This is a genomic window from Leclercia sp. UBA1284, assembly GCF_002308415.1.
GTDB classification, from domain to species: Bacteria; Pseudomonadota; Gammaproteobacteria; order Enterobacterales; family Enterobacteriaceae; genus Enterobacter; species Enterobacter pneumoniae.
The window spans coordinates 45,541-70,653 of the sequence record NZ_DBUS01000004.1 but is presented as its reverse complement, the minus strand read 5'-3'; the positions used below and the strand labels follow the sequence as shown (position 1 = coordinate 70,653).

Sequence of the window (25,113 nt, the reverse complement as noted above, 5' to 3'; positions counted from 1 at the left end):
TCATGTCGCTTAAAGCCATCGCCAAAGAACTCGGGCTCTCGGTCACCACCGTGAGTCGTGCCCTCAACGGATATGATGACGTTTCTCGCGAGACGCGTGCGCGCGTGGAAGCGGAAGCTCAGCGCCGTGGTTACCGGCCCAATACCTTTGCCCGTCGTCTGAAGATGGGCAAAATTGATGCGGTTGGGCTGGTCTTTCCGGTACATCCTGTTCCGCTCAATAACAGCGTTTTTATGGATATGGTCGGCGAAATTAGCCACGAACTGGCGCGACATGAGATTGACCTGCTGCTGATTGCCGATGACGATCTGGCCGATAAACACAGCTATATGCGTATGGTGCAGAGCCGCCGGGTGGATGCGTTAATCGTGGCGCATACCCTCGATCGCGACCCGCGTCTTGAGCAACTGCAGGCGGCAAATTTCCCCTTCCTTGCCCTCGGCCGCAGCCAGCTACCGCAGCCTTACGCCTGGTTTGATTTCGATAACTATGCCGGTACCCACCAGGCCACCCACTGGCTCATCGCCAAAGGCCACCGGCGTATCGCATTCCTGGGAGAGAGTAATACCCAGGCCTTTATCACTCAGCGACGCCAGGGTTATCTGGATGCGTTGCAGGAGGCGGGGCTCTCAGCTGAATGGCTGCGCGCTATGCCTCCTTCCCGACGCGAGGGGTATACCGCCACCTGCGATCTGTTGGCCTTACCCGAACCGCCAACGGCGATTATTACCGACTGTAATACCCACGGCGATGGGGCCGCGATGGCGCTTTCCCAGAGGGGACGATTAACGGGCGACAACCCTGTGGCGCTGATTGTTTACGACGGTTTACCGCAGGACAGCATTGTCACTACCGAGGTGGCGGCAGTGATCCAGTCTACCCGTGAAGGGGTGGGCAGACAGATTGCCGATATGGTTCGTCAGCTGATCAGCGGCGAGGATATCGCCAGATTACAGGTGTTGTGGCAACCCGCCTTCTCACCGGGCGAAACCGCCTAATTTCTCTAAATTTCTAAACCCGATCACAAAACCGAAACGTTTAAGTTTGTATCCGAAACGTTTCGGATCAAGACTCAGATCATCCCGATGACTGGAGATGTCTGATGCAAGATGCCATTTTACGACTCGTAAGCGAGACGGTGGATGTAGTGATAAAAACCCACCCGTTCGCCGAGATTCTTTACTGGGGGCCGCACCTTCGCCACTTTTCGCCGCAGGATGCGGCCACGCTTTCCCGTCCTGTTGCCAATGGCAGACTGGACGTTGACTCCCCTGTAACCCTGATGGCCGAACTGGGCCACGGGTTATTTGGTTCCCCGGGCATTGAGGGGCATCGTCAGGGGATGGATGGCTCGCCGGTCTTTACCACCACCGCCGTCACCCTGCAGGGCCAAAGTCTGACTATCGCGGCAGAAGATACTCACGCCGGTCTGCGCCTGACCAGTGAGATTGACCTGGAGGAGAGCGGTGTGCTGCGGGTGCGCCACGGCGTGACCAACCTGCGGCCGCAGGCGTGGCAAGTGGATCGACTGGCTATTACTCTACCGGTGGCAGAGCGGGCGCAGGAGGTCATGGCGTTTCATGGCCGCTGGATCCGCGAGTTCCAGCCTCACCGCCTGCGGCTGGAACATGACAGCTTTGTCATTGAAAACCGCCGCGGCAAAACCTCTCATGAACACTTCCCGGCGCTGATTACCGGCACGCCGTCCTTCAATGAAATGCAGGGCGATGTGTGGGGCGTGCACCTCGGCTGGAGTGGTAACCACCGTCTGCGTGCCGAAGTGAAAACCGACGGGCGGCGTTATCTGCAGGCGGAGGCGCTCTATCTGCCCGGCGAGATAGCGATTGCTGAGGGGAAAACCCTCTGGACGCCGAACCTGTACGCCAGCTACTCCGCGCAGGGGCTGAATGGCATGAGCCAGCAGTTCCACCGCTATTTGCGTGAAAACATTATTCGTTTCCCGGATAACAAACCGCGTCCGGTACACCTCAACACCTGGGAAGGGATCTACTTTAATCACGACCCGGCTTACATCATGCGCATGGCTGACGAAGCTGCCGCGCTGGGGGTGGAGCGCTTTATCATCGACGATGGCTGGTTTAAAGGGCGGAACGATGACCATGCCGCGCTGGGGGACTGGTACCTCGACGAGAAAAAATACCCGGACGGCTTAACCCCCGTGGTGCGTCACGTTAAGGCGCTCGGTATGGAGTTTGGCATCTGGGTTGAGCCGGAAATGATCAACCCCAACTCCGATCTCTATCGTGCCCACCCTGACTGGGTGCTGGCGCTGCCGGGCTATGAACAGGCCACGGGCCGCCATCAGTTGGTACTGAACCTCAACATTCCTCAGGCCTTTGACTATCTTCTGGAACGCATGAGCTGGCTGCTGGGCGAGCATCAGGTGGATTACGTGAAGTGGGACATGAACCGCGAGCTGGTTCAGCCTGGCCACAATGGCAAGGCGGCTGCCGACGCGCAAACCCGTCAATTCTATCGCCTGCTGGATGTCCTGGGCGAGCGGTTCCCGCATATCGAATTTGAATCTTGCTCGTCGGGTGGCGGGCGTATCGACTATGAAGTCCTGACCCGCTGCCACCGTTTCTGGGCGTCGGATAATAACGATGCACTGGAGCGGAACACCATTCAGCGCGGCATGAGTTACTTCTTCCCGCCAGAGGTGATGGGCGCGCATATCGGTCATCATAAATGCCATGCCACTTTCCGACAGCACAGCATCGCGTTTCGTGGCCTGACGGCGCTCTTTGGCCACATGGGGCTGGAGCTGGATCCGCTAGCGGTGGACGAGCAGGAGCGCGAAGGCTATCGCCATTACGCCGCGCTGCACAAACAGTGGCGCGAGGTGATCCACACCGGCACCCAGTGGCGGATCGATATGCCCGATGCCACGACGCTGGCTACCGGTATAGTGAGCCAGGACCAGGGGCAGGGATTGTTTATCATCAGCCAGCTCCGCATGCCGGACTACACCCTGATGATGCCGCTGCGCATGCCGGGGCTGGAAGCGGGCGCACAGTATCGTATTACGCTTCTCGATCACCCTAACATCCGCCTGACGGGCGAGGGGGGCCATACGATGCGCAAACTTCCGGCATGGATGGACGCGCCGCAAACGGTAAGCGGCGAATGGTTGATGCAGGCAGGGATTGCGTTGCCGGTGCTCGATCCAGAAACCGCCATTTTGATTGGCGTTGAACGCGTGTAAAGGTGAGGGGCCGTGAAGGCGGCCCCCGGTTGAGGATAAAAATAATGAACACGACTGCCTGTACCCACAAAGACAACCCTAATTTCTGGATTTTCGGGTCGTTCTTTTTTCTCTATTTCTTCATTATGGCCACCTGCTTTCCGTTTCTGCCTATCTGGCTGTCGGATATCATCGGTCTGAATAAAACCCATACCGGGATTGTTTTCTCCTGCATCTCGCTCTCTGCGATCGCTTTCCAGCCCGTGCTGGGGGTGATTTCCGACAAGCTGGGGCTGAAAAAACACCTGCTGTGGATCATCGCTATCTTGCTCTTCTTGTTTGCCCCTTTTTTCCTCTACGTATTTGCTCCGCTCCTGAAAACCAATATTTGGCTGGGGGCGCTTAGCGGCGGGCTGTATATCGGTTTCGTCTTCTCGGCGGGATCGGGGGCGATTGAGGCCTACATTGAGCGTGTGAGCCGCAATAGCTTCTTCGAATATGGCAAAGCGCGTATGTTCGGCTGTCTGGGCTGGGGACTGTGCGCCTCGACGGGCGGGATATTATTCAGCATCGATCCGTCGCTTGTTTTCTGGATGGGATCCGGCGCGGCGCTCTTACTCATGCTGCTGTTAGTGGTCGCCAAACCAAAACCAAACCAGACGGCGCAGGTGATGAATGCCCTGGGTGCCAACCAGCCGCAGATTACCCTTAAGACCGTGGTGAACCTGTTCCGTCAGCGCAAAATGTGGATGTTTATTCTGTATGTGATTGGCGTGGCCTGCGTTTACGACGTCTTTGATCAGCAGTTTGCCACCTTCTTTAAAACGTTCTTTGCGACCCCTGAAGCGGGCACACGGGCGTTTGGCTTTGCCACGACGGCAGGGGAACTTTGCAACGCCATCATCATGTTCTGCTCGCCGTGGATCATTAACCGCATTGGCGCGAAAAACACCCTTCTGATTGCCGGGGTGATCATGGCTACGCGTATTATCGGCTCGTCATTCGCCACTACGGCGGTGGAGGTGGTGGCCCTGAAGATGCTGCACGCGCTGGAGGTGCCGTTCCTGCTGGTGGGGGCGTTTAAATATATTACCGGCGTCTTTGATACTCGCCTGTCGGCCACCATCTATCTGATTGGCTTCAACTTTGCCAAACAGTTGGCAGCAATCTTCCTCTCCGCATTCGCCGGCAATATGTATGATCGGATCGGCTTCCAGGATACCTATCTGATGCTGGGCTGCTTTGTCCTGGCGGTAACGGCAATCTCGGCGTTTACCCTTACCCATTCGCGTCCTGCGGCGGTGCAGGGGAGTTCCGTGGAGGTAAGCTGAAAAGCGGTGCTGCCGCGATGGCGGCAGCACCGGTCGGTTACTCGAGGTAGAACACCTCTTTAAGTTCCGTACTCACCGGGCTGTTGTCCGGGTTAGCGGGCATAACGTCACGCATACGTTTCCACCAGCGCTGACAGACGTCGGTATGGGCGACGGCGTTCCAGCGCTCTTCCGATTCAATCTCTACGGTCGCAAATAGCAGGTTGCGTTGCTTATCAAGGAAGATGGCGTAATGATGCGCGCCGTGGTCTTTCAGCACCGCCTCCAGCTCAGGCCAGATGGGCGTGTGGCGGCGTTCGTACTCGTCATGTGCGTCAGGGTTAACCTGCATCACAAAGGCTTTGCGGATCATAATGCCTCCAGGTAGAGCTCGCGCACTTCGTCGCGGCTGGCGGTTCGTGGGTTACAGGGCGCACAGGGATCGGCGAGCGCTTTATCCAGCCAGCCCTCGATATCCGCCTTCGTTACCCCCAGTTTACTGAAACCAGAAGGGATACCTACGCGAGCGCTCAGGGCGCGAATGGCATGGATGGCCTCCATGCTGGCCGCTTCGTCGCTCATCGTGCGGGTATCAACGCCCATTGCCTGCGCCACGCGGGCAAAGCGGGCCACGGCATTCGGGCGGTTAAAGTTTTCGATGATCGGCAGCAGGATGGCATTACACACGCCGTGCGGAAGGTTGTGCGTGGCGCCTGGCTGGTGCGCCAGGGCATGAACCAGACCCAGACCGGCGCTGTTAAACGCCATGCCAGCCAGATACTGACCAAACGCCATCTGCTCGCGGGCTTCAAGGTTATGGCCCTCGTCGACCGCTTTCGGCAGCCACAGGGTAATCAGGCGAATCGCTTCCAGCGCGTTGGCGTCGGTGAGCGGGTGCGCGCCGACCGAGACGTAGGCTTCAATGGCGTGGGTCAGGGCATCCATGCCGGTGGCGGCCGTAACGGACGCCGGAATATCCAGCATCACGCTGGCATCGTCCACGGCAATATCCGGGATGATGTTCGGATCAATAATCACCTCTTTCACCTGACGCGCGGAATCGATAATCACCGCGTTGCTGGTCATCTCCGCCGCGGTGCCTGCGGTGGTGTTGATCGCAACCAGCGGCACGCCTGCGTTTTTCACTTTCCCGACGCCGGAATAAGCGGTAGAGGGGCCAGGGTTGGCGGTAAGGATTTTAATCGCTTTAGCGGTATCGATGGGGCTACCGCCGCCGAAGGCAATCACGTAGTCGCATTCCGCCTCCTGGTATGCGGTATACCCTTTCTGCACCAGCGCTTCCGTCGGATTGGGAAACACCTCGTCAAACAGATGATATGACATTTGATGGGCGTCCAGCGCGGCAAAGAGGCTGTCGAGCAGGCCGAGCTTCACCAGTTGACCATCGGTCACGATCAAGGCTTTACCCCACTGCTTGCTCGCCACCAGGTTGACCATATCGCTGATTGCGCGTGCGCCATGCAGGCTGATTTTGGGAAGCGCCAACATAAAGCTCATGATAATTCTCCTTAATATGATTTTTGGGTAATCCGTTCCCCTCACCCCGTTCCTCTCCGTTGGGAGAGGATAAATGGCCGCACCAGCGAGTTCCCTCTCCCCTGGGGAGAGGGTTAGGGTGAGGGGGAAATTAAATCCGTCTCCGCTGCATAATCCGCCGGGTGATAATCGGCAGTGAGATCACCACAATCAGCATCGCGCCGATAATTACCGACATCACAATCCCCGGCACGTTGAGCAGGCTCAGGCCAAAGGTCACCAGCCCCATCAGGAAGGCGGCGATAATCACCCCCACCATGCTGCCGGATCCGCCCAGAATGTTTACACCGCCCAGCACCGCCATGGTCACCACCGCCAGCTCCCAGCCCATCGCAATCGTCGCGCGCGTGCTGCCCAGGCGCGAGGTGAGTAACACCGAGGCGAGACCCGCCATCAGCCCCACCAGGGCAAATAGCAGCAGGTTGTGACGCTTCACGTTAATGCCGGAATACCATGCGCCGGTCGGGTTATTGCCAATGGCATAGGTCCGGCGACCAAAGTTGGTGCGGTGCAGCACAAAGGCAAACACCGCCGCCAGCACCATAAACAGCGCGAACTCAAACGACAGTGCGCCCCAGACGTAACCCTGCCCAAACCAGGCAAAGCTCTCCGGATAGCTGTTCAGTGCCTGATCGCCAAGCAGGATGTAGGTGATCCCGCGATAGAGGCTCATGGTGCCGATGGTGATGACAATGGAAGATAAGTTAAAGCGCGTCACCAGCCAGCCGTTGAACAGGCCGCACAGCAGCCCGACGCCCAGCCCCACGCAGACCAGCAACGGAGTATCTACGCCCGCCGCTGCGCAAAAGCCCATCACCGTAGAGCTCAGCGCAATGGTAGAGGCCACGGAGAGGTCAATCTCGCGGGCGATAATCAACATCGCCATCGGCAGCACGATGATCGCTTTTTCGGTGAAGTTAAAAGTGGCGTCAGACAGGTTCCAGATATCGAGGAAATAGGGCGATGCGAGGGCATTCACCACAAATACCGCCAGCGTGACCGCCAGCAAGAACCCTTCCCAACACAGCAGTTTCTGGAAAAAACCCGTCGATGAGGGGGTCGGTTTCATCTCTTCAGTGGTCATAATTTTGCTCATGATTTCACCGCCAGTTTCTGACGCGCCAGCGCCGCATCGCGCAGAATTAACCGCCCTTTGCGTTTATTGCCGCGCTCGTTGAGCAGCACCGCAATCACAATCACCGTGCCGGAAATGGCCATCTGCCAGAACGGGGACACGCCGATGACCGGCAGGGCATTGTTAATTACCCCCAGGAAAAGCGCGCCGAACAGGCAGCCGAGCACGCGACCGGTGCCGCCCATCGTGCTGATACCGCCAATCACGCATGCGGCCACCACCTGCAGCTCAAAGCCGTTAGCCACGTCGACATAGGCCACGGCGAAGCGGGAAATCCACAGATATCCGCAGAACCCTGCCAGCGCACCGGACAGGCAGAAGCTGACAAACTGCATCTTCCCGGCGTTGATGCCGGTGTAGTAGGCCGCCGTGGCGTTACCGCCCGCGGTGTAGAGCGCACGCCCGGTGCGGCTGTAACGCAGGAAATAGCCCACCAGCAACAGAGCGGCAATCGCACACCAGCTCAGTACGGGCAAGCCCAGCACCGCCGCACGCGGCAGGCCGAGGAAATCGGCCCCCATCTGATTGGAGTTCACCCAGCCGCCGCCGGAGAGCAAAAAGATAATCCCGCGATAGATGCTCATCGTACCCAGCGTCACCACAATGGCCGGGATGCCGAGCTTCCACACCAGCAGCCCGTTGATCATGCCCATCAGCAGGCCGAGCGCCGTGGCCAGAATCAGCAGCGCCCAGACGGGCACCTCCGGATGATGGAAATTGATGAGCGCGACGATCATGCCGGTCAGCGCCAGGTTAGCCGCCATCGACAGATCGATGCCTTTGGTGAGCAGCACCATCATCTGGCCGAGGGCGAGAATGATGAGGATGGAGGTATCGTTAAACATCTCCACCAGGTTTCCCGGGGCGATAAACGAGGGCACGCGACTGCCAATGGCGACGATCATCAAAATGATCACCGCGCCCAGCAGCGCTTCACGGTGTTTCAGCAGTTGCCTGACCATTATGCGGCCTCCTGTTTTGCACCGCTGGCGGCGCTGACGATGGTTTCTGCCGTTGCGCCCCCTGCCTGATACTCCGCCACCATCAGCCCTTCGTGCATGACGATAATGCGATCGGCCATACCCATCACTTCCGGCAGTTCTGACGAGACCATAATCACCGCCAGACCCTGACCGACAAGCTCGGACATAAATTGATGAACGGCGGCTTTGGAGCCAATATCGATGCCTTTTGTTGGCTCATCGAGGATGATCACGTCAGGATGTGTCGCCAGCCATTTGCCGATCACCACCTTCTGCTGATTCCCGCCGGAAAGCGTTTCAACCGGCTGTTTCCAGCTAAAGGCTTTCACCTGCAGACGTCTGGCGTACTCATCCGCCAGCTGCCATTCACGATCATGATTTAGCACCCCGTTGGGGTTCATTTTGCCAAGCTGCGGCAGGCTGATGTTCTGCGCAATCGACAGCTCAATGATCGCCCCTTGCTTCTGGCGCTCTTCCGGCACGCAGACGATGCCGGCTTTGATGGCGTCCGACGGCTGGCGGAAATGCTGCGTTTTACCCTTCAGGATGATTTCACCGGAGGAGGGACGCGAGACGCCAGAGAGGGCCTGCATCAGCTCGGTGCGCCCGGCGCCAACCAGCCCGTAAAAGCCGAGGATTTCGCCTTTGCGCAGGGTAAAGGAGATGTTGGCAAACTCGGTGGGGTGGCACAGGTTTTTCACCTCCAGCACCGTCTCGCCCTTTTCGCACTCCACTTTTGGGAAGGTCTGAGTGATGGCGCGGCCCACCATCATGGCGACCATCCGCTCTTCGGTGATGTCGTTCATCGCGCCGGAACCGACATACACCCCATCGCGCAGAATGGTGTAATGGTCGGCCAGCTCAAAGATTTCGTCGAATTTATGCGAGATGAAGAGGATCGCTTTCCCGTCCTGCTTTAAGCGCTCCACGATCTGATAAAACTCGAGGATTTCGTGCTGCGACAGGGCCGCGGTCGGCTCGTCGAGGATCACCACCTGCGCATCGAACGACAGCGCGCGGGCGATCGCCACCATGTGCCGCTGGGCGATGCTCAGGGTTTTTAGCGTAGCCCGTGGGTCAATCTGTACCTCCAGTCGGGTGAGGATGGCCTGCGCGCGGCGGTGCATCTCTGACCAGTCGAGTTTTTTAAAAAGGCCTTTATAGAGGTACTGACCGACAAAAATGTTTTCGGTGACCGAGAGTTCATCGAACAGGACGGTTTCCTGATGAATTGCCGTAATGCCGACCTTGTGCGCAGATTCCGGCGTCGGGAGCTGAATAGGGATTGCCTTGTAGAGAATTTCGCCCTCTTCAGGCTGGTAAATGCCGGTCATCACTTTCACCAGCGTGGATTTGCCCGCGCCATTTTCGCCGATAAGGGCGGTGACTTTGCCTGGCCAGAGCTCAAGCTGAACGTTCTCAAGGGCACGCACGCCGGGGAAGACCTTGGTGATGCCCTTCAGTTGGAGGAGTGGTGTCATGATAGTTCTCCATATTTATCCCCCCTCACCTCGGGAGAAGGGTAGGGGAAGTGCGGCCTGATGCCCTCACCCCAACCCTCTCCCACAGGGAGAGGGAGAAAGGATTAGAAAATCTTCGAGAACTTATCAATGTTGCTGGCATCGTAAACAAACGGCTCAGCCATGGCGCCGTTGCCATCGGCATCCAGCTTCACTTTGCCCAGTCTGCCCATGCTGGCTTCGCCTTTGGTGGCGGTGCCTTTCACCAGATCATCCGCCAGATAGGTAGCGGCGTAGCCAAGGTCAATCGGATTCCAGATAGCGAAGCTTTTGCTGGCGCCCGATTTCACCGCGCCCGCCATTTCAGACGGCAGACCTAAACCGGTGACGTACACTTTGCCTATCTTGCCCTGGTCTTTCACCGCCTGGGCGGCGGCGACAATACCTACGGAGGAGGGCGAGACGATCACTTTCAGATCCGGATACGTTTTCAGCAGGCCCACCGCTTCGCGATAGCTCTTATCAGAAAGATCGTCGCCGTAGGCCACGGTCACCAGATTGACGGACGGGTACTGTGGCAGCACCTTTTTCATCTCGGCAATCCAGGTATTCTGGTTGGTTGAGGTGGGGGTGGCGCTCAGTACGGCCACTTCGCCTTTTTCCGCGTTCAGGGCTTTCAGCGCGTCGGCTGCCAGCTTCACGTTGGTTTCGCCGATCAGGGCGTTATTGGAAGGATTCAGGTGGATCTGACGACCGGCTTTCGCCACGCCAGAGTCCCAGGAAACGACTTTAATACCGCGCTGCATCGCTTTTTTCAGCACCGGCACCAGCGCATCAGGATCGTTGGCGGAGATGGCGATCGCATCCACCCCCTGGGCGATCAAACCGTTCAGCACTTCGATCTGCGCTTCAGCGGTGGTGGTGGTCGGCCCGGTATAAATGACTTTAACATCACCTAACTCTTTGGCTGCCTCTTGCGCGCCCACGTTGGCGGCTTCGAAGAACCCATTACCTAACGATTTTGCCACCAGGGCAATTTTAACTTCCGCCAGAGCGGAACCGGACAACGCCAGCGCGGCAACGGTGAGGATCAAGCTTGTCTTTATTTTCATTGCTTTTACTCCACTTGAGTCAGTTGTAGGGATTGCAGGTAAGTTTCGCCCCGTCTCTGTGAGCGGGGCGCGATGTTCTTATTTGTAGAGATCTAACGCCGACTGCATAGGGGTGACGTCAAAGCGTTTGCCCAGCGCAATCAACTCTTCCCGGGTGATGGTCTGTTTCATCCCCCCCATGGAATAGACTTTTACCAGTACTTCTGCGGACTTCTCGGCGGTGTCGATCAGACCGAAGGTTTCATCCAGCGTTGGACCGCTGCCAAATACCCCGTGGAATGGCCACAGCACCAGCGAATGCTTCTGCATCTCTTGCGCAGTGGCTTCGCCGATCTCATCGGTGCCCGGTACCATCCACGGTAAGATGCCAACCCCGTCCGGGAATACCACCAGACACTCGGTACTGCCTTCCCACAGTTTGCGGGTAATGAAGTCGGTATTGTTTTCCAGCACATAGGTCAGGGCGATCAGATTCGTTGCGTGGCAGTGCATGATCACCCGGTCTTTGCCATGAGTCGCCTTAATGCGCTCGCAGTGGGAGAGGAAGTGTGCCGGCAGCTCTGAGGTTGGCACCGCTTCGTTTGTGAGCCCCCAAAGAATGTGGTACCCCGCGCCGTCGCTGTCCACTTTTACCACGCCTAAGTTTGCGGTCGGGTCGAGCTGCACGTTGCGGAAGAACTTACCGGAACCGGTTACGATAAAAGGGGTATTCGCCAACAAAGGCATAGGCTGGCTCAGCGCGATATAACGCGGATTCTGGTGAAAATCCGCTTCAAACGGCGCGATATCTGCGTCATCAAGACGCAGCGTCAGGTTACCGCCGTTGCGCTCATCCCAGCCTTTCAGCCAGGCATCGGAAGTGGCTTTAATCATGCCCTGGACGAACCAGGCGTTAGTGATGGTCTGCATAGTTTTCTTTTCCAGTTATCGCGGTGAGGTAACACCCCTCACCCTAACCCTCTCCCCAAAGGGGCGAGGGAATTTGAACACCCTCTCCTCTTTGGGGAGAGGGCAGGGGTGAGGGGGCAGTTATCCGCGCTGACTCAGCACGTCTTTCTCATACGCCCGCACGTTATTCAGCCACTGGCTGCCTGCCGGCGTGTCATTACGCTGGCAGTACATCTCCCAGACGGCCTGCCATGGCAGTGATTTTTGCTCTTCCAGCAGCGCCAGACGCGCGGTGTAATCGCCTTGCGCTTCCAGTTTCTTCAGCTCCGCAGTTGGCTCCAGCAGGGCGCGCAGCAGGGCTTTCTTCATATTGCGGGTGCCGATAACCCATGCCGCGATGCGGTTGATAGAGGCATCAAAGAAGTCGAGGCCGATGTGCACGCGGTCGAACAGGTCGTGGCGGATAATCTCGCTGGCAATGGCCTGGGTCTCGTCATCCAGCAGCACGACGTGGTCACTGTCCCAGCGCACCGGGCGGCTTACATGCAGCAGCAGGCGCGGCACGTAGAGCATGGCGGCGGAAATTTTGTCGGAGATCACTTCGGTTGGGTGGAAGTGGCCGGCATCCAGACACAATGCCGTCTGGCGGCTGGTGGCGTAACCCATGTAGAACTCGCCGGAGCCCACGGTATAGCTCTCTGCGCCAATGCCGAACAGCTTGCTCTCTACGGCGTCGATGTGGTGCGCCGGGTTAAGTTTCTCGCTGATCGCCTCATCCAGCGCATTCAGCAGACGCTGACGCGGCGCGAGGCGGTCGACGGTGATGTCTTTCATGCCGTCCGGGACCCAGATGTTCATCACCGATGGCGTGCCAAGCTGCTCGCCGAAGTAAGCCGAGATACGACGGCAGGCCTGCACGTGCTCGATCCAGAACTGGCGAATCTCGTCATCAATATGGGCAAGGGTAAAGCCATCCGCGCTGAGCGGGTGGGAGAAGCAGGAGGGGTTAAAATCCAGACCCAGCTTGTTTGCTTTTGCCCACTCCACCCAGTTTTTAAAGTGTTCCGGCTTGATTTTGTTACGGGCGATGGGCTCGTCGGATTCAAGGTAGATGGCATGCAGGTTAAGGCGCTTAGGCCCGGGGATGAGGCTCAGGGCCAACTCCAGATCCGCGCGCAGCTCCCCGGCATTGCGGGCTTTACCCGGATAGTTGCCGGTTGCCTGAATACCACCCGTCAGTGCGCCGCCTGGGTTCTCGAAGCCTGCGACGTCATCGCCCTGCCAGCAGTGCATGGAGACCGGCAGACGATCGAGCTGACGGAGCGCCTCCTCGACATCCACGCCCACGGCGGCGAAACGCTGTTTAGCCAGTTCCCAGGCTTGTTCTAATTGAGTGGTCATGCGCAAAGCTCCTTTGTCAGTCGGTTTTGCTGAAACTGTGCCCGGTAGCGGGCAATTTCATGGCAGGAATTAGGGGTGAACGTGGTGAGGTTGTCGTTGTGACTGACCAGCGTTCGGAATTCATCGACGCTACGCAGCTCATCCAGGGTCATGAGCTGGATACCGATATTGCCGAGCGTAGAGGCTTCAATCGGCCCGGCAATCACCGTGATCCCGCAGGCGTCGGCGCAAAGCTGATTCAGCAGCGCGTTCTGGCAGCCGCCGCCCACAATGTGCAACTGGCTAAACGGTTTGCCGCGTAGTGCTGCCAGTTCGCTCAGTACGTCGGCATAGAGCAGGGCGAGGCTGTCGAAGATGCAGCGCGCTAATTCAGCCGGCAGATGAGGCACCGGTTGATGGCTTTCACGGCAGGCACTCTGGATTTCGCTGCTCATATTTGCCGGGTTGATAAAACGATCATCATTGGGGTTGATCAGGAAGCGGCAGGGCGCCAGCCTTTCGGTCTCTGCAATCAGCGCAGGCAGGTCGCTGATGGCCTGCTCTTTCAGCACCCGCTGAAGCAGCCAGAGCCCCATAATATTTTTCAGCACCCGGTAGCGCCCTTCGGCGCCGCCTTCGTTAGTGATATTGGCCGCCAGCGCCTTCTCGCAGGTGTAGGGGGTTTTGCTCTCAAAGCCCATCAGCGACCAGGTGCCGGAAGAGAGATACGCCGCATCCTGATCGGCCAGCGGCGCTGCAATCACGGCGCTGGCGGTATCATGGCTGGCGACGGCCACCACCGGGATAGTGTTGCCCTGCGGACTGCCCCATTGGCCAATCACGTTGCCCGGGTGAGTCGGGGTGCCAAACCACTGGGGAGATGCCCCCGTCCAGTTCAACAGGTTCTCATCCCAGGTATCAGAATTGATATTCACCAGCTGCGTGGTAGTGGCATTGGTGTACTCCCAGTTCATGTTCCCGGTCAGCCGGTAGCTAAAGTAGTCCGGGATCATCAGCGCATGGGCAACCTGTGCCGTCAGCTCTGGCTGCTGCTCCACCAGTGCACGCAATTGATACAGGGTGTTGAAAGGGAGAAACTGAATGCCGCTGCGGCCGTAGATGTCGGCTTTACCTAACTGCTCCACGGCGCGGGCCATGACGCCGTCTGTACGGGCATCACGATATGAAACAGGCAGGCCAACGCGCTCACCGTTGTGGCCCAGCAGCACGATATCCACTCCCCAGGTATCAATGCCGATACTGTCGATACGCATACCCTCATCGCACACCTTATTCAGGCCGGTACGGATTTCCGCCTCCAGGCTATCGATATCCCAGATATCAAAACCGTCCTGCTTCTGCAGGCAGTTCACAAAGCGGTGGATTTCGCGTAGCGAAAGTGTGCGCTGAGCAGGTTCATAGCGGGCCAGCATGACGCGGCCGCTGGAGGCACCTAAATCGACAGCCACACAATGGCGAACAGTCATGGTCAGATCCTTTCTTAAGTCATTAGCGGAGAGTGTAAGAAAGGGAAGAAAAACAGACCTTCTTGCCACTGACAGGCAAAATCGGCAGCTGGCAAGAAAGCGAAGGTGAACGTGAGAGAGTTCACAGTTTCCAGTTATCCCCGGGAATTCAGGAGATGTGACCCTGACCGCATTTCCCGATCTTTCCGCGCGTTTCTTAAAAAACCGACAGGCTTTGCGCACTTTGCTGTCAAAAATTTAAGGTGAGTTCGCAGGGGCTTAATTACTATTTTGAGAACATTTCTCATTCGTAGGGGCCGTTATGACCGTACTGCACAGCGTGGATTTTTTCCCTTCTGGAGGTTCGCCAGTCGCGATCGAGCCACGGCTTCCTCAGGCGGCGTTTCCAGAACACCATCATGATTTTCATGAGATTGTGATTGTGGAACATGGCACCGGCATACACGTATTCAACGGCCAGCCCTACACCATTAGCGGCGGTACCGTCTGCTTTGTGCGCGATCATGATCGGCATTTATATGAACATACCGACAATCTCTGCCTGACCAATGTTCTCTACCGTTCGCCAGAGGCGTTCCAGTTTCTGTCGGGACTGAATAAGCTGTTGCCGCAGGAGCAGGACGGCCATTATCCGTCGCACTGGCGTGTTAACCAGTCCACCTTACAGCAGGTGAGGCAGCTGGTAAGCCAGATGGAGACGATGGACGCTGGCGGGGATACCCATGCCATCGCCAGTTATGAGTTGCTGTTTATGCAGCTGCTGGTCCTGCTGCGCCGTAGCAGCCTGATGGAAAAGGCGGGCAATAACGATGAGCGTCTTAATCAGCTGATGGCGTGGCTGGAAGACCATTTTGCCGAAGATGTGTGCTGGGAAACGCTGGCAGATAACTTTTCGCTTTCGCTGCGCACCCTGCATCGCCAGCTGAAACAGCACACCGGGTCGACGCCACAGCGCTATCTCAACCGTTTACGCCTGATTAAGGCACGACATCTGTTGCGCCACACCGATGAGAGCGTGACAGATATCGCTTATCGCTGCGGTTTCGGCGACAGTAACCATTTTTCTACGCTATTTCGCCGGGAATTTAACTGGTCCCCGCGCGACATTCGCCAGGGCCGGGATACGCCGCTTCAGTAACGCGAGGAAAATCACCGTTTTTTCAGCGTAAATGGCCGATAATAAGCGGTTATTAGTCGTTGAGGTGTACCGTGGCCGCTCAGTTGATCCTTCGCAAAGCCGACTTTTTTGCCGGTACCGGCCAGGCCGTTGCCGTGGCGGATCGCTACCCGCAAAATGTCTTTGCCGAGCATACCCATGAGTTTTGCGAAATGGTTTTGGTCTGGCGAGGCAACGGGCTTCACGTGCTTAATGACCGTCCTTATCGCATCACCCGCGGCGACCTGTTTTACATTCGTGCCGAAGATAAACACTCCTACGCTTCTGTTAACGACCTGGTGTTGCAGAACGTTATCTACTGCCCTGAAAGGCTGAAGCTCAACGTCGACTGGGCGGCGGCCATTCCGCGTTTTACTGAGGCGCGCGGCGAACCGCACTGGCGACTGAGCAGTAACGGCATGACTCAGGTGCGACAGGTGATTGCCCAACTGGAGCAAGAGAGCCAGAAGAGCGATCCCCTTGCTAACTCAATGTCTGAACTCCTTTTCGCGCAGCTGGTGATGACGCTTAAGCGCTTTCGTTACGCCACCGATCACCCTTCAGCGAATGAGCAGGAAGCCCTTCTCGACAAACTCATCACCGCCCTGGCGGGCAGCCTGAACCGCAGCTTTGTGCTGGAGAAGTTCTGCGAGCAGGAGCAGTGCAGCGAGCGGGCATTACGCCAACAGTTCCGCACGCAGACCGGTATGACGGTTAATCATTACCTGCGCCAGCTGCGGATCTGCCACGCACAATACCTGTTACAGCACACGGAACTGATGGTGAGTGAGGTGGCGATGCGCTGCGGTTTTGAGGACAGTAACTACTTCTCCGTGGTGTTCAACCGTGAAGTGGGCATGACGCCGGTCCAGTGGCGCCAGCGCAGCCGCAAGGCGGCATGATCGCCCCGTCATTCAGTCATTTATAATAAATTAATAACCACACAAAGAGTGCGGCATTGATAATCATTTTCAATATCATTTAATTAACTATAATGAACCAACTGCTTACGCGGCATTAACAGCTGTGCCGCCCGACACTAATGGAGAGGATTATGAGTTATACACTGCCATCCCTGCCGTATGCCTATGACGCACTGGAACCGCATTTCGACAAGCAGACGATGGAAATCCATCACACTAAACACCACCAGACTTACGTGAACAACGCGAACGCCGCGCTGGAAAGCCTGCCAGAGTTCGCTAACCTGCCGGTTGAAGAGCTGATCACCAAACTGGACCAGCTGCCAGCCGACAAAAAAACCGTACTGCGTAACAACGCAGGTGGTCACGCTAACCACAGCCTGTTCTGGAAAGGCCTGAAAACTGGCACCACCCTGCAGGGCGACCTGAAAGCCGCTATCGAGCGTGACTTCGGTTCCGTGGACAACTTCAAAGCTGAGTTTGAAAAAGCCGCTGCGACCCGTTTCGGCTCTGGCTGGGCGTGGCTGGTGCTGAAAGGCGACAAACTGGCGGTAGTTTCTACTGCTAACCAGGACTCCCCGCTGATGGGTGAAGCAATCTCTGGTGCATCCGGTTTCCCAATCCTGGGTCTGGACGTGTGGGAACACGCTTACTATCTGAAGTTCCAGAACCGTCGCCCTGACTACATCAAAGCCTTCTGGGATGTCGTGAACTGGGACGAAGCTGCTGCGCGTTTCGCTGCTAAAAAATAAGGTTGCATTGACCTGAATGAGAAGCGAGTCTGATGACTCGCTTTTTTTGTATCTGAAGGAGTAGAGATGCACTACCCGGTCAACGTGTTTACAGGCAAGGTAACGGAGTACGAAGGCAGCCGCCCCAGCGCTATCGGCAAAGTACAGGTAGACGGCGAGCTGAGCTTAACCGAGCGCGGTCTCGTGGGTGATGAGCAGGCTGAAAAGAAAATTCACGGCGGGCCGGAGCGCGCGCTGTGCCACTATCCGCGCGAGCATTATGCTTTCTGGATGAACGAATTTCCCGGGCAGGCGGAGCGCTTCGTCGCCCCCGCGTTTGGCGAGAACCTCTCTACCGAAGGGCTGACCGAACAAAACGTCTTTATCGGCGATATCTTCCGCTGGGGTGATGCCCTGATTCAGGTGACGCAGCCGCGTTCGCCGTGCTTTAAACTTAACTACCATTTTGGCATAGAGGATATGTCCGCCCGGCTGCAAAGTGCCGGTAAAACCGGCTGGCTGTACCGGGTGGTGCTGGCGGGGAAAGTGCTGACGGATGCCCCACTGGAACTCGTTTCCCGCGTGAGTGATGTGTCGGTGTACGATGCCTGCGCGATCGCCTGGCATATGCCGTTTGACGATGAGCAGTACCATCGTCTGCTGTCGGCGGCAGGATTGTCCACCAGTTGGACCAGAACGATGCAGAAGCGCCGTATTAGCGGGAAGATCGAGGATAATTCGCGGAGATTGTGGGGGAGGTAACGGCCCCTCACCCCGGCCCTCTCCCCAAAGGGGCGAGGGTGAAAAAACGCACCGGGCAGTCCCCTCTCCCCTATGGGGAGAGGGTTAGGGTGAGGGGGAGCTACGAACGTTTATACAGCGGCAGCCACAGCGTCAACCGCAGACCGCCCAGAGGGCTGTCGTCGGCTTTCACCCAGCCATTGTGCTGCTGCATCGCGGTCTCGACAATCGCCAGACCTAACCCCGTGCCGCCAGACTCGCGATCGCGCGCCTCATCGGTACGGTAGAACGGACGGAAAATCTGTTCGCGATCTTCCGGACTTACGCCCGGGCCGTCATCATCCACGTTAATGGTGATGCCGTCTTTATCGACCGAGAAGGCCACCTCAATCTTCGTATGCGAGTAACGCAGGGCGTTACGCACGATATTCTCCAGCGCGCTTTCCAGCGTGTTAGGGTTACCGTACAGCGGCCAGGGTCCGGGCGGGAAGTTAACGGTAAACGACTTGCCCATCTGCTCAGCTTCAAAGGCGGCGTTGTCCAGCACCTCATGCCACAGGTGATTGGCCTTCACCTTTTCGCTCACCAGCGCATTTTTCTGCTGATTGCGAGACATCACCAGCAGGTCGTTGATCATGCTATCCAGACGGTGCGCTTCCGTTTCGATACGCTCCAGCTCTTTGCTCTCTCCGCTACGGCGGCGAAGCAGGGCGGTTCCGAGCTGCAGGCGCGTCAGCGGCGTGCGTAGCTCATGGGAGATGTCAGATAACAGACGTTGCTGGGTGGTCATCATCCGCTCAAGCGCCGTCACCATCTGGTTAAAACTGGCCCCTGCCGCCAGGAATTCTTGCGGTCCCGCTTCCAGTTCAGGGTGCTGTCGCAGGTTACCCTGCGCCACTTCATCGGCCGCATTTTTCAACTTACGAGCAGGTTTTGCCAGACTCCATGCCAGCCACAACAGCAGCGGCGAGCTGACCAGCATCGTGACAATCAGCAGCAGCAGCGGCCGGTCGAATAGCAGGTTAATAAAATCGGACTGGGAATTGCTTGCAGGACGAATCAGGTAAAGCTGGTAGTTATCTTCCCCGTCACGCACGGAGAAGGGCCCCACCATCTCGACCCGACCATATTTTTTCTTTTGCGGATGGTCGGCGTTATCTGCCTGGCCAATAAAGTTGCGAATGATCTGCATTTCACTGCGTTCCGCACCGATCACGCGCCCTTCGCTGGTCACCAGCAGAAGACGTTGGCCGGGCGGCGCCCATTTATCAATGGCGCGAAAAAGCCTGCGCCACCACATCAAATCATTGGGCGGATCAATAGCGAGCTCCGCTTCTACGTGCTGCTCAATCATGATGCCCTGACGTTGCTCGCTATCGAGAAGCTCCGTCATCTGGCGGGAATCGAGCTTAGGCAGCATCAAGACCAGCATCAAAACCAGTGCCAGCGTCAGCCAGAAAATGGCGAAGATGCGGGCGGTTAAGCTGCCTATCATGAAGCGGAGACCATCAGATAACCACGGCCACGCAGGGTTTTAAACCACGGATGCCCATCCTTACGCTCTGGCAACTTACGGCGCAGGTTAGAGATGTGCATATCAATGGCCCGATCGAACGGCGTGAGACGTTTACCCAGCACTTCCTGGCTAAGGTGTTCACGCGATACCACCTGGCCCAGATGTTGCGCCAGGAGATAAAGCAGGGTGAATTCGGTACCGGTCAACTCCAGCGCCTGGCCGTCAAAGCTCGCTTCCTGGCGACCTGGATTCAGGCTCAGGGAGTCCACTTCAAGGGTTGGCGATCCGGTATCGGTATTCTGCTGCTGCTCACTCCAGTGTGAACGGCGCAGAATCGCGCGAATACGGGCCACCAGTTCACGGTCATTGAACGGTTTCGGTAGATAGTCGTCTGCGCCCAGCTCAAGGCCGAGGACGCGGTCAAGTTCGCTGCCGCGCGCGGTCAGCATAATAACGGGTGTCTGGTGTGTCTGGCGAAGCTCTTTAAGGGTGTCGATACCGTTTTTCTTCGGCATCATGACGTCGAGCAAAAGCAAGTCAATGCTATCGTCAAGGAGACCCAGCGCCTGTTCCCCGTCATGGGCAACTTGTACATCAAAGCCTTCCATGTCGAGCAACTCCTTCAACAGGGATGTCAGCTCTCGGTCATCATCAACTAACAGGATTTTATTCATTGTTTAAATACCTCCGAGGCAGAAATTACGTCATCAAGGCTATCTAATCCATGACTTTACGTTGTTTTACACCCCCTGACGCATGTTTGCAGCCTGAATCGTAGACTGTCTCTCGTTGAATCGCGACACGAAAGATTTTGGGAGCAAGTGATGCGCAAAGTTACCGCTGCCGTCATGGCCTCAACACTGGCGTTTAGTGCTTTAAGCCAGGCGGCTGGAGTCATCACCGGCGATAACAAGTCCTCCAGTGAGGGCATTACGCAACCCAGCAGCCAAAGCCATATGTTTGACGGCATAAGTTTAACCGAACATCAGCGTCAACAGATGCGAGATCTGATGCAGAGGGCAAGACATGACCAGCCCCCTGTTAATGTTAGCGAAATGGAGACAATGCACCGCCTTGTCACCGCAGAAAATTTTGATGAAAGCGCTGTGCGCGTTCAGGCAGAAAAGATGGCGCAAGAGCAGGTTGCTCGCCAGGTCGAGATGGCCCGGGTCCGCAACCAAATGTTCCATCTGCTAACGCCCGAGCAGCAAGCGGTTCTGAACGAGAAACATCAGCAACGGATGGATCAGTTGCGTGAGGTTGCACGGATGCAGAAGAGTTCCGACTCAACGTTTTTCAGTAGCAATACCCGTAGCAACCAGTAAACCCTGTTTTCCTTGCCATAGACACCATCCCTGTCTTCCCCCACATGATGTGGGGGTTTTTTTTGCCTGAAATTCGCGCGCGTTAACTTTTTATTCATCTTATTGGCTCCCCTGCATCCGTTATACTAGCGGCATGTCATGACAGGAGTGTTTATGAATCAATCCTATGGACGGCTTGTAAGCCGGGCGGCAATCGCAGCGACGATTATGGCGTCGGGATTACTGCTGATAAAAATTTTCGCGTGGTGGTACACCGGCTCGGTCAGTATTCTGGCGGCACTGGTAGACTCGCTGGTGGATATTGCCGCCTCGCTCACCAACCTTCTGGTGGTGCGCTACTCGCTGCAACCCGCAGACGAGGAACATACCTTTGGCCACGGTAAGGCAGAATCCCTTGCCGCGCTGGCGCAAAGTATGTTTATTTCGGGTTCGGCGCTGTTTCTCTTTTTGACCGGCATCCAGCATCTTTTCAACCCAACGCCGATGAAAGATCCGGGCGTAGGCGTTGGGGTGACGGTTATCGCGCTTATTAGCACATTAGTTCTTGTTACGTTCCAGCGCTGGGTAGTGCGAAAAACGCAAAGCCAGGCGGTACGGGCAGATATGCTTCATTATCAGTCTGATGTTATGATGAATGGCGCTATTCTTATTGCAATCGGTCTCGCCTGGTACGGGTGGCACCGGGCCGATGCAATATTCGCGTTAGGTATCGGGGTGTATATTTTATATTGTGCGTTACGCATGGGCTACGAAGCGGTACAAGCGCTTCTGGACCGGGCACTTCCCGACGCAGAACGGCAAGAAATCTTTGAAATCGTGATCTCCTGGCCTGGCGTCAGCGGGGCGCACGATCTTCGCACGCGGCAGTCAGGGCCGACCCGCTTTATACAGATTCATTTGGAAATGGAAGATAACCTGCCGCTTGTTCAGGCCCATCTGGTGGCTGAGCAGGTCGAGCAGGCGATTTTGCAGCGTTTCCCGGGCTCAGATGTCATTATTCATCAGGATCCCTGCTCAGTCGTACCCAGGTCAGGCAATGACCATTTGAGCTTTCGTAATTCGTTGTAAAAAAAGTGAGCCAGGCCAGCATTTTGTGGATAAATTACCGCCATTGGGTCTGACCTGAATCAATTCAGCCGGAAGTGATTGATATACTATTTGCAGTATAAATTGGTCGCCAGACGTCTTCCGGCAACAGATTTCATTTTTGCATTCCTAAGTTCAGAGGTAGTCATGATTAAGAAAATCGGTGTGTTGACAAGCGGCGGTGATGCGCCGGGCATGAACGCGGCAATTCGTGGTGTAGTCCGTGCAGCGTTGACGGAAGGTCTGGAAGTTTTTGGTATCTATGATGGTTATCTGGGCCTGTATGAAGATCGCATGGTACAACTCGACCGCTACAGCGTGTCCGATATGATTAACCGTGGCGGCACCTTCCTGGGGTCTGCACGTTTCCCTGAGTTCCGCGATGATCGCATCCGTGAAGTGGCGATCGAAAACATGAAGAAGCGCGGCCTGGACGCACTGGTTGTTATTGGGGGCGATGGCTCCTACATGGGGGCAAAACGTCTCACTGAAATGGGCTTCCCGTGCATCGGTCTGCCAGGCACCATCGATAACGACATCAAAGGTACCGACTACACCATCGGTTTCTTCACCGCACTGGGTACCGTCGTTGAAGCGATTGACCGCCTGCGTGACACCTCCTCTTCCCACCAGCGTATCTCCATCGTTGAAGTGATGGGCCGCTACTGTGGCGACCTGACGCTGGCTGCGGCCATCGCGGGGGGGTGTGAGTTCGTCGTAGTGCCGGAAGTGGAATTCAGCCGTGAAGACCTGGTAGCAGAAATCAAAGCCGGTATCGCGAAAGGTAAGAAACACGCCATCGTAGCCATCACTGAGCACATCTGTGATGTAGATGAACTGGCGAAGTACATCGAAACCGAAACCAAGCGCGAAACCCGTGCGACCGTACTGGGCCACATCCAGCGCGGCGGCTCCCCAGGGCCATACGACCGTATCCTGGCATCCCGCATGGGCGCATATGCGATCGATCTGCTGCTGCAGGGCCACGGTGGCCGCTGCGTCGGTATTCAGAACGAAAAACTGGTTCACCATGACATCATCGACGCGATTGAAAATATGAAGCGTCCGTTCAAAGGTGACTGGTTAGACTGCGCGAAAAAACTGTATTAATCCTCTGGCCCTCTCCGTCCGGAGAGGGCTTTTATTCCCCATCGCTATAACCAATCTTTTTTTATTCTTTAATCAATGGTCCGCTTTCTGGCACGCTTCACTCATCAAATATCACATTAGAGAGTTGGGCGATGAATAAGTGGAGCGTAGGGTTAACATTATTGCTGGCTTCGACCAGCGTTCTGGCTAAGGACATCCAGTTACTGAACGTGTCGTACGACCCGACGCGTGAACTGTACGAACAGTACAACAAGGCCTTCGCGGCACACTGGAAACAGGAAACTGGCGATAATGTCGTGATCCGTCAGTCTCACGGTGGCTCAGGTAAGCAAGCTACGTCCGTCATCAACGGTATTGAAGCCGACGTGGTCACCCTGGCGCTGGCCTATGACGTGGACGCCATTGCAGAGCGTGGTCGTATTGATAAGAACTGGATCAAACGTCTGCCGGATAACTCCGCCCCTTATACCTCTACCATCGTGTTCCTGGTACGCAAAGGTAACCCGAAACAGATTCATGACTGGAACGATCTGGTTAAACCGGGCGTTTCTGTTATCACGCCAAATCCGAAAAGCTCCGGTGGCGCACGCTGGAACTACCTGGCTGCGTGGGGTTATGCCCTTCACCACAACAACAATGACCAGGCAAAAGCGCAGGATTTCGTGAAGGCGCTGTTTAAAAACGTGGAAGTGCTGGACTCCGGCGCACGTGGCGCAACCAACACCTTTGTTGAACGGGGTATTGGCGATGTGCTGATTGCCTGGGAAAACGAAGCCCTGCTGGCGACCAACGAACTGGGTAAAGACCAGTTTGAAATTGTGACCCCGAGCGAGTCAATTCTGGCCGAGCCGACCGTCTCTGTGGTCGACAAAGTGGTCGAGAAGAAGGGGACCAAAGCCGTAGCGGAAGCCTATCTGAAATATCTCTATACCCCGGAAGGGCAGGAGATTGCGGCGAAGAACTACTATCGCCCGCGTGATGAGGCGGTGGCGAAGAAATATGAAAGCACCTTCCCGAAACTGAAGCTCTTCACCATTGACGATGTGTTCGGCGGCTGGGCGAAGGCGCAGAAGGACCACTTCTCCAACGGTGGTACCTTCGACCAGATCAGCAAACGCTAAGATCTGGCGGAAAAGGCGATGACCCGGCGTGAGAAATCCGCCGGGTTTTTTATTGGTCACTTTTTTGCGTTACTCTCTTCTTCTGGTCAAAACAGGGAACGCGAAATGAAAAGAGCAGGGCTTATATTACTGGTGCTGGTGGTCATTGTCGGCGCTGCAGGCGTTGGGTTCTGGATGAAGGCGGGCAACCCGGATGCCCTTCGCCACATCGTGCTTGAGCAGTGCGTACCCAATCAGCAGCAGCATCGCCAGCCCGCGCCCTGCGAGCAGGTGAAAACGGATGCAGGCTACGTGGTATTCAAAGATCGTAACGGTCCCTTACAGTATCTGCTGATGCCCACTTATCGCATCAAGGGTACCGAAAGCCCGCTACTGCTGGAGCCCCATACGCCTAATTTCTTCTGGCTGGCATGGCAGGCGCGCAATTTTATGAGCCGTAAACGCGGCGCGGAGGTGCCCGCCAGCGCCGTCTCGCTCACCATTAATTCGCCAACCGGGCGTACGCAAAACCACTTCCATATTCATATCTCTTGCCTGCGCCCGGACGTGCGCATCAAGCTTGATACGCATCAGGCGCAAATCAGTACTCAGTGGCTTCCCTTTCCCGGCGGGCTGGCGGGGCACGACTATTTGGCACGTCGGGTGACGGAAAACGAACTGGTCAAACGCAGCCCCTTTTTGATGCTGGCGGAAGAGGTGCCGGAAGCGCGCAACCACATGGGGCGCTTTGCACTGGCGATGGCACAGCAGGCTGACGGCTCCTTTGTCCTGCTGGCGACCGAGCGCAACCTGCTACTGCTTAACCGCGCATCCGCGGAAGAATTACAGGATCATCAATGCGATATTCTGCAGTGACCCCACTATAAATAGCGTTGTCTCTGGCTGCC

Annotated in this window: 23 protein-coding genes; 12 read left to right on the top strand and 11 right to left on the bottom strand. The window is 56.5% G+C overall.

What is annotated here, in order from left to right; translation table 11 throughout:
* Positions 1-2 precede the first annotated feature (2 nt).
* From B3511_RS01830 to B3511_RS01820, 3 genes are all read left to right on the top strand, one after another.
* Positions 3-998 carry a LacI family DNA-binding transcriptional regulator gene (locus tag B3511_RS01830; RefSeq protein WP_286772244.1) on the top strand — a complete coding sequence of 332 codons (996 nt, stop codon included), beginning with the start codon at positions 3-5 and terminating at the stop codon, positions 996-998.
* A 104-nt stretch (positions 999-1,102) separates the two neighbouring features.
* Positions 1,103-3,226 carry an alpha-galactosidase gene (locus tag B3511_RS01825; protein ID WP_286772243.1) on the top strand — a complete coding sequence of 708 codons (2,124 nt, stop codon included), beginning with the start codon at positions 1,103-1,105 and terminating at the stop codon, positions 3,224-3,226.
* Between the two features lie 44 nt (positions 3,227-3,270).
* Entirely contained in the window at positions 3,271-4,536 is a 1,266-nt protein-coding gene (locus tag B3511_RS01820; RefSeq protein WP_046886193.1) for an MFS transporter, read from the top strand.
* A 37-nt stretch (positions 4,537-4,573) separates the two neighbouring features.
* Here the strand turns inward: B3511_RS01820 and rhaM are convergent, their stop codons facing one another.
* From rhaM to rhaB, 9 genes are all read right to left on the bottom strand, one after another.
* Entirely contained in the window at positions 4,574-4,888 is a 315-nt protein-coding gene (gene rhaM, locus B3511_RS01815; RefSeq protein ID WP_286772242.1) for an L-rhamnose mutarotase, read from the bottom strand.
* Positions 4,885-6,033, bottom strand: a complete 1,149-nt coding sequence (fucO, locus tag B3511_RS01810) for a lactaldehyde reductase (RefSeq protein WP_286772241.1) — start codon at positions 6,031-6,033, stop codon at positions 4,885-4,887. Before fucO ends, rhaM begins: the two co-directional genes overlap by 4 nt.
* A 130-nt stretch (positions 6,034-6,163) precedes the next feature.
* On the bottom strand, positions 6,164-7,168 hold the full coding sequence (locus B3511_RS01805) for an ABC transporter permease (RefSeq protein WP_286772240.1): 1,005 nt from the start codon (positions 7,166-7,168) through the stop codon (positions 6,164-6,166).
* Positions 7,165-8,169: an ABC transporter permease gene (locus tag B3511_RS01800; RefSeq protein ID WP_046886195.1), complete on the bottom strand. Its 1,005-nt coding sequence runs from the start codon at positions 8,167-8,169 to the stop codon at positions 7,165-7,167. The genes B3511_RS01805 and B3511_RS01800 overlap by 4 nt, the downstream gene beginning before the upstream one ends.
* Entirely contained in the window at positions 8,169-9,671 is a 1,503-nt protein-coding gene (locus B3511_RS01795) for a sugar ABC transporter ATP-binding protein (protein WP_286772239.1), read from the bottom strand. The genes B3511_RS01800 and B3511_RS01795 overlap by 1 nt, the downstream gene beginning before the upstream one ends.
* 104 nt (positions 9,672-9,775) lie before the next feature.
* Positions 9,776-10,762 carry a rhamnose ABC transporter substrate-binding protein gene (rhaS, locus tag B3511_RS01790; RefSeq protein WP_046886197.1) on the bottom strand — a complete coding sequence of 329 codons (987 nt, stop codon included), beginning with the start codon at positions 10,760-10,762 and terminating at the stop codon, positions 9,776-9,778.
* A 78-nt stretch (positions 10,763-10,840) separates the two neighbouring features.
* Positions 10,841-11,671 (bottom strand): rhamnulose-1-phosphate aldolase, encoded by an 831-nt coding sequence (rhaD, locus tag B3511_RS01785; RefSeq protein ID WP_040077991.1) that lies wholly within the window; start codon positions 11,669-11,671, stop codon positions 10,841-10,843.
* 120 nt (positions 11,672-11,791) lie between these two features.
* Entirely contained in the window at positions 11,792-13,051 is a 1,260-nt protein-coding gene (gene rhaA, locus B3511_RS01780; RefSeq protein WP_207292642.1) for an L-rhamnose isomerase, read from the bottom strand.
* The gene (rhaB, locus tag B3511_RS01775; RefSeq protein WP_286772237.1) at positions 13,048-14,517 is read right to left on the bottom strand and encodes a rhamnulokinase; all 1,470 of its coding nucleotides are present in this window, start codon (positions 14,515-14,517) and stop codon (positions 13,048-13,050) included. The genes rhaA and rhaB overlap by 4 nt, the downstream gene beginning before the upstream one ends.
* A 301-nt stretch (positions 14,518-14,818) precedes the next feature.
* Here rhaB and rhaS (B3511_RS01770) point away from each other — a divergent pair, with 301 nt between their 5' ends.
* The 4 genes from rhaS (B3511_RS01770) (at position 14,819) to yiiM (ending at position 18,089) form a co-directional block, all read left to right on the top strand.
* Positions 14,819-15,655 carry an HTH-type transcriptional activator RhaS gene (gene rhaS / locus B3511_RS01770; RefSeq protein WP_286772236.1) on the top strand — a complete coding sequence of 279 codons (837 nt, stop codon included), beginning with the start codon at positions 14,819-14,821 and terminating at the stop codon, positions 15,653-15,655.
* 71 nt (positions 15,656-15,726) lie between these two features.
* Positions 15,727-16,575, top strand: a complete 849-nt coding sequence (gene rhaR, locus B3511_RS01765) for an HTH-type transcriptional activator RhaR (protein WP_263616684.1) — start codon at positions 15,727-15,729, stop codon at positions 16,573-16,575.
* Between the two features lie 152 nt (positions 16,576-16,727).
* The gene (sodA, locus tag B3511_RS01760) at positions 16,728-17,348 is read left to right on the top strand and encodes a superoxide dismutase [Mn] (RefSeq protein WP_003861999.1); all 621 of its coding nucleotides are present in this window, start codon (positions 16,728-16,730) and stop codon (positions 17,346-17,348) included.
* Positions 17,349-17,414: 66 nt separating this feature from the next.
* On the top strand, positions 17,415-18,089 hold the full coding sequence (gene yiiM / locus B3511_RS01755) for a 6-hydroxyaminopurine reductase (RefSeq protein WP_286772228.1): 675 nt from the start codon (positions 17,415-17,417) through the stop codon (positions 18,087-18,089).
* 100 nt (positions 18,090-18,189) lie between these two features.
* Here yiiM and cpxA read toward each other — a convergent pair whose 3' ends face one another.
* Both cpxA and cpxR read right to left on the bottom strand, forming a co-directional pair.
* Complete coding sequence (cpxA, locus tag B3511_RS01750) at positions 18,190-19,563, bottom strand: envelope stress sensor histidine kinase CpxA (protein ID WP_040078000.1); 1,374 nt, start codon at positions 19,561-19,563, stop codon at positions 18,190-18,192.
* Entirely contained in the window at positions 19,560-20,258 is a 699-nt protein-coding gene (gene cpxR / locus B3511_RS01745; RefSeq protein WP_040078001.1) for an envelope stress response regulator transcription factor CpxR, read from the bottom strand. The genes cpxA and cpxR overlap by 4 nt, the downstream gene beginning before the upstream one ends.
* 150 nt (positions 20,259-20,408) lie before the next feature.
* On the opposite strand from cpxR, the gene cpxP reads away from it, so the two are divergent.
* The 5 genes from cpxP (at position 20,409) to B3511_RS01720 (ending at position 25,081) form a co-directional block, all read left to right on the top strand.
* Positions 20,409-20,909: a cell-envelope stress modulator CpxP gene (gene cpxP / locus B3511_RS01740; RefSeq protein ID WP_040078003.1), complete on the top strand. Its 501-nt coding sequence runs from the start codon at positions 20,409-20,411 to the stop codon at positions 20,907-20,909.
* Between the two features lie 153 nt (positions 20,910-21,062).
* Entirely contained in the window at positions 21,063-21,977 is a 915-nt protein-coding gene (fieF, locus tag B3511_RS01735; protein WP_286772227.1) for a CDF family cation-efflux transporter FieF, read from the top strand.
* A gap of 165 nt (positions 21,978-22,142) precedes the next feature.
* On the top strand, positions 22,143-23,105 hold the full coding sequence (gene pfkA / locus B3511_RS01730) for a 6-phosphofructokinase (protein WP_040078006.1): 963 nt from the start codon (positions 22,143-22,145) through the stop codon (positions 23,103-23,105).
* A gap of 131 nt (positions 23,106-23,236) precedes the next feature.
* On the top strand, positions 23,237-24,226 hold the full coding sequence (locus B3511_RS01725; RefSeq protein WP_286772225.1) for a sulfate ABC transporter substrate-binding protein: 990 nt from the start codon (positions 23,237-23,239) through the stop codon (positions 24,224-24,226).
* 105 nt (positions 24,227-24,331) lie between these two features.
* Positions 24,332-25,081, top strand: a complete 750-nt coding sequence (locus B3511_RS01720) for a CDP-diacylglycerol diphosphatase (protein WP_207292638.1) — start codon at positions 24,332-24,334, stop codon at positions 25,079-25,081.
* Positions 25,082-25,113 lie beyond the last annotated feature (32 nt).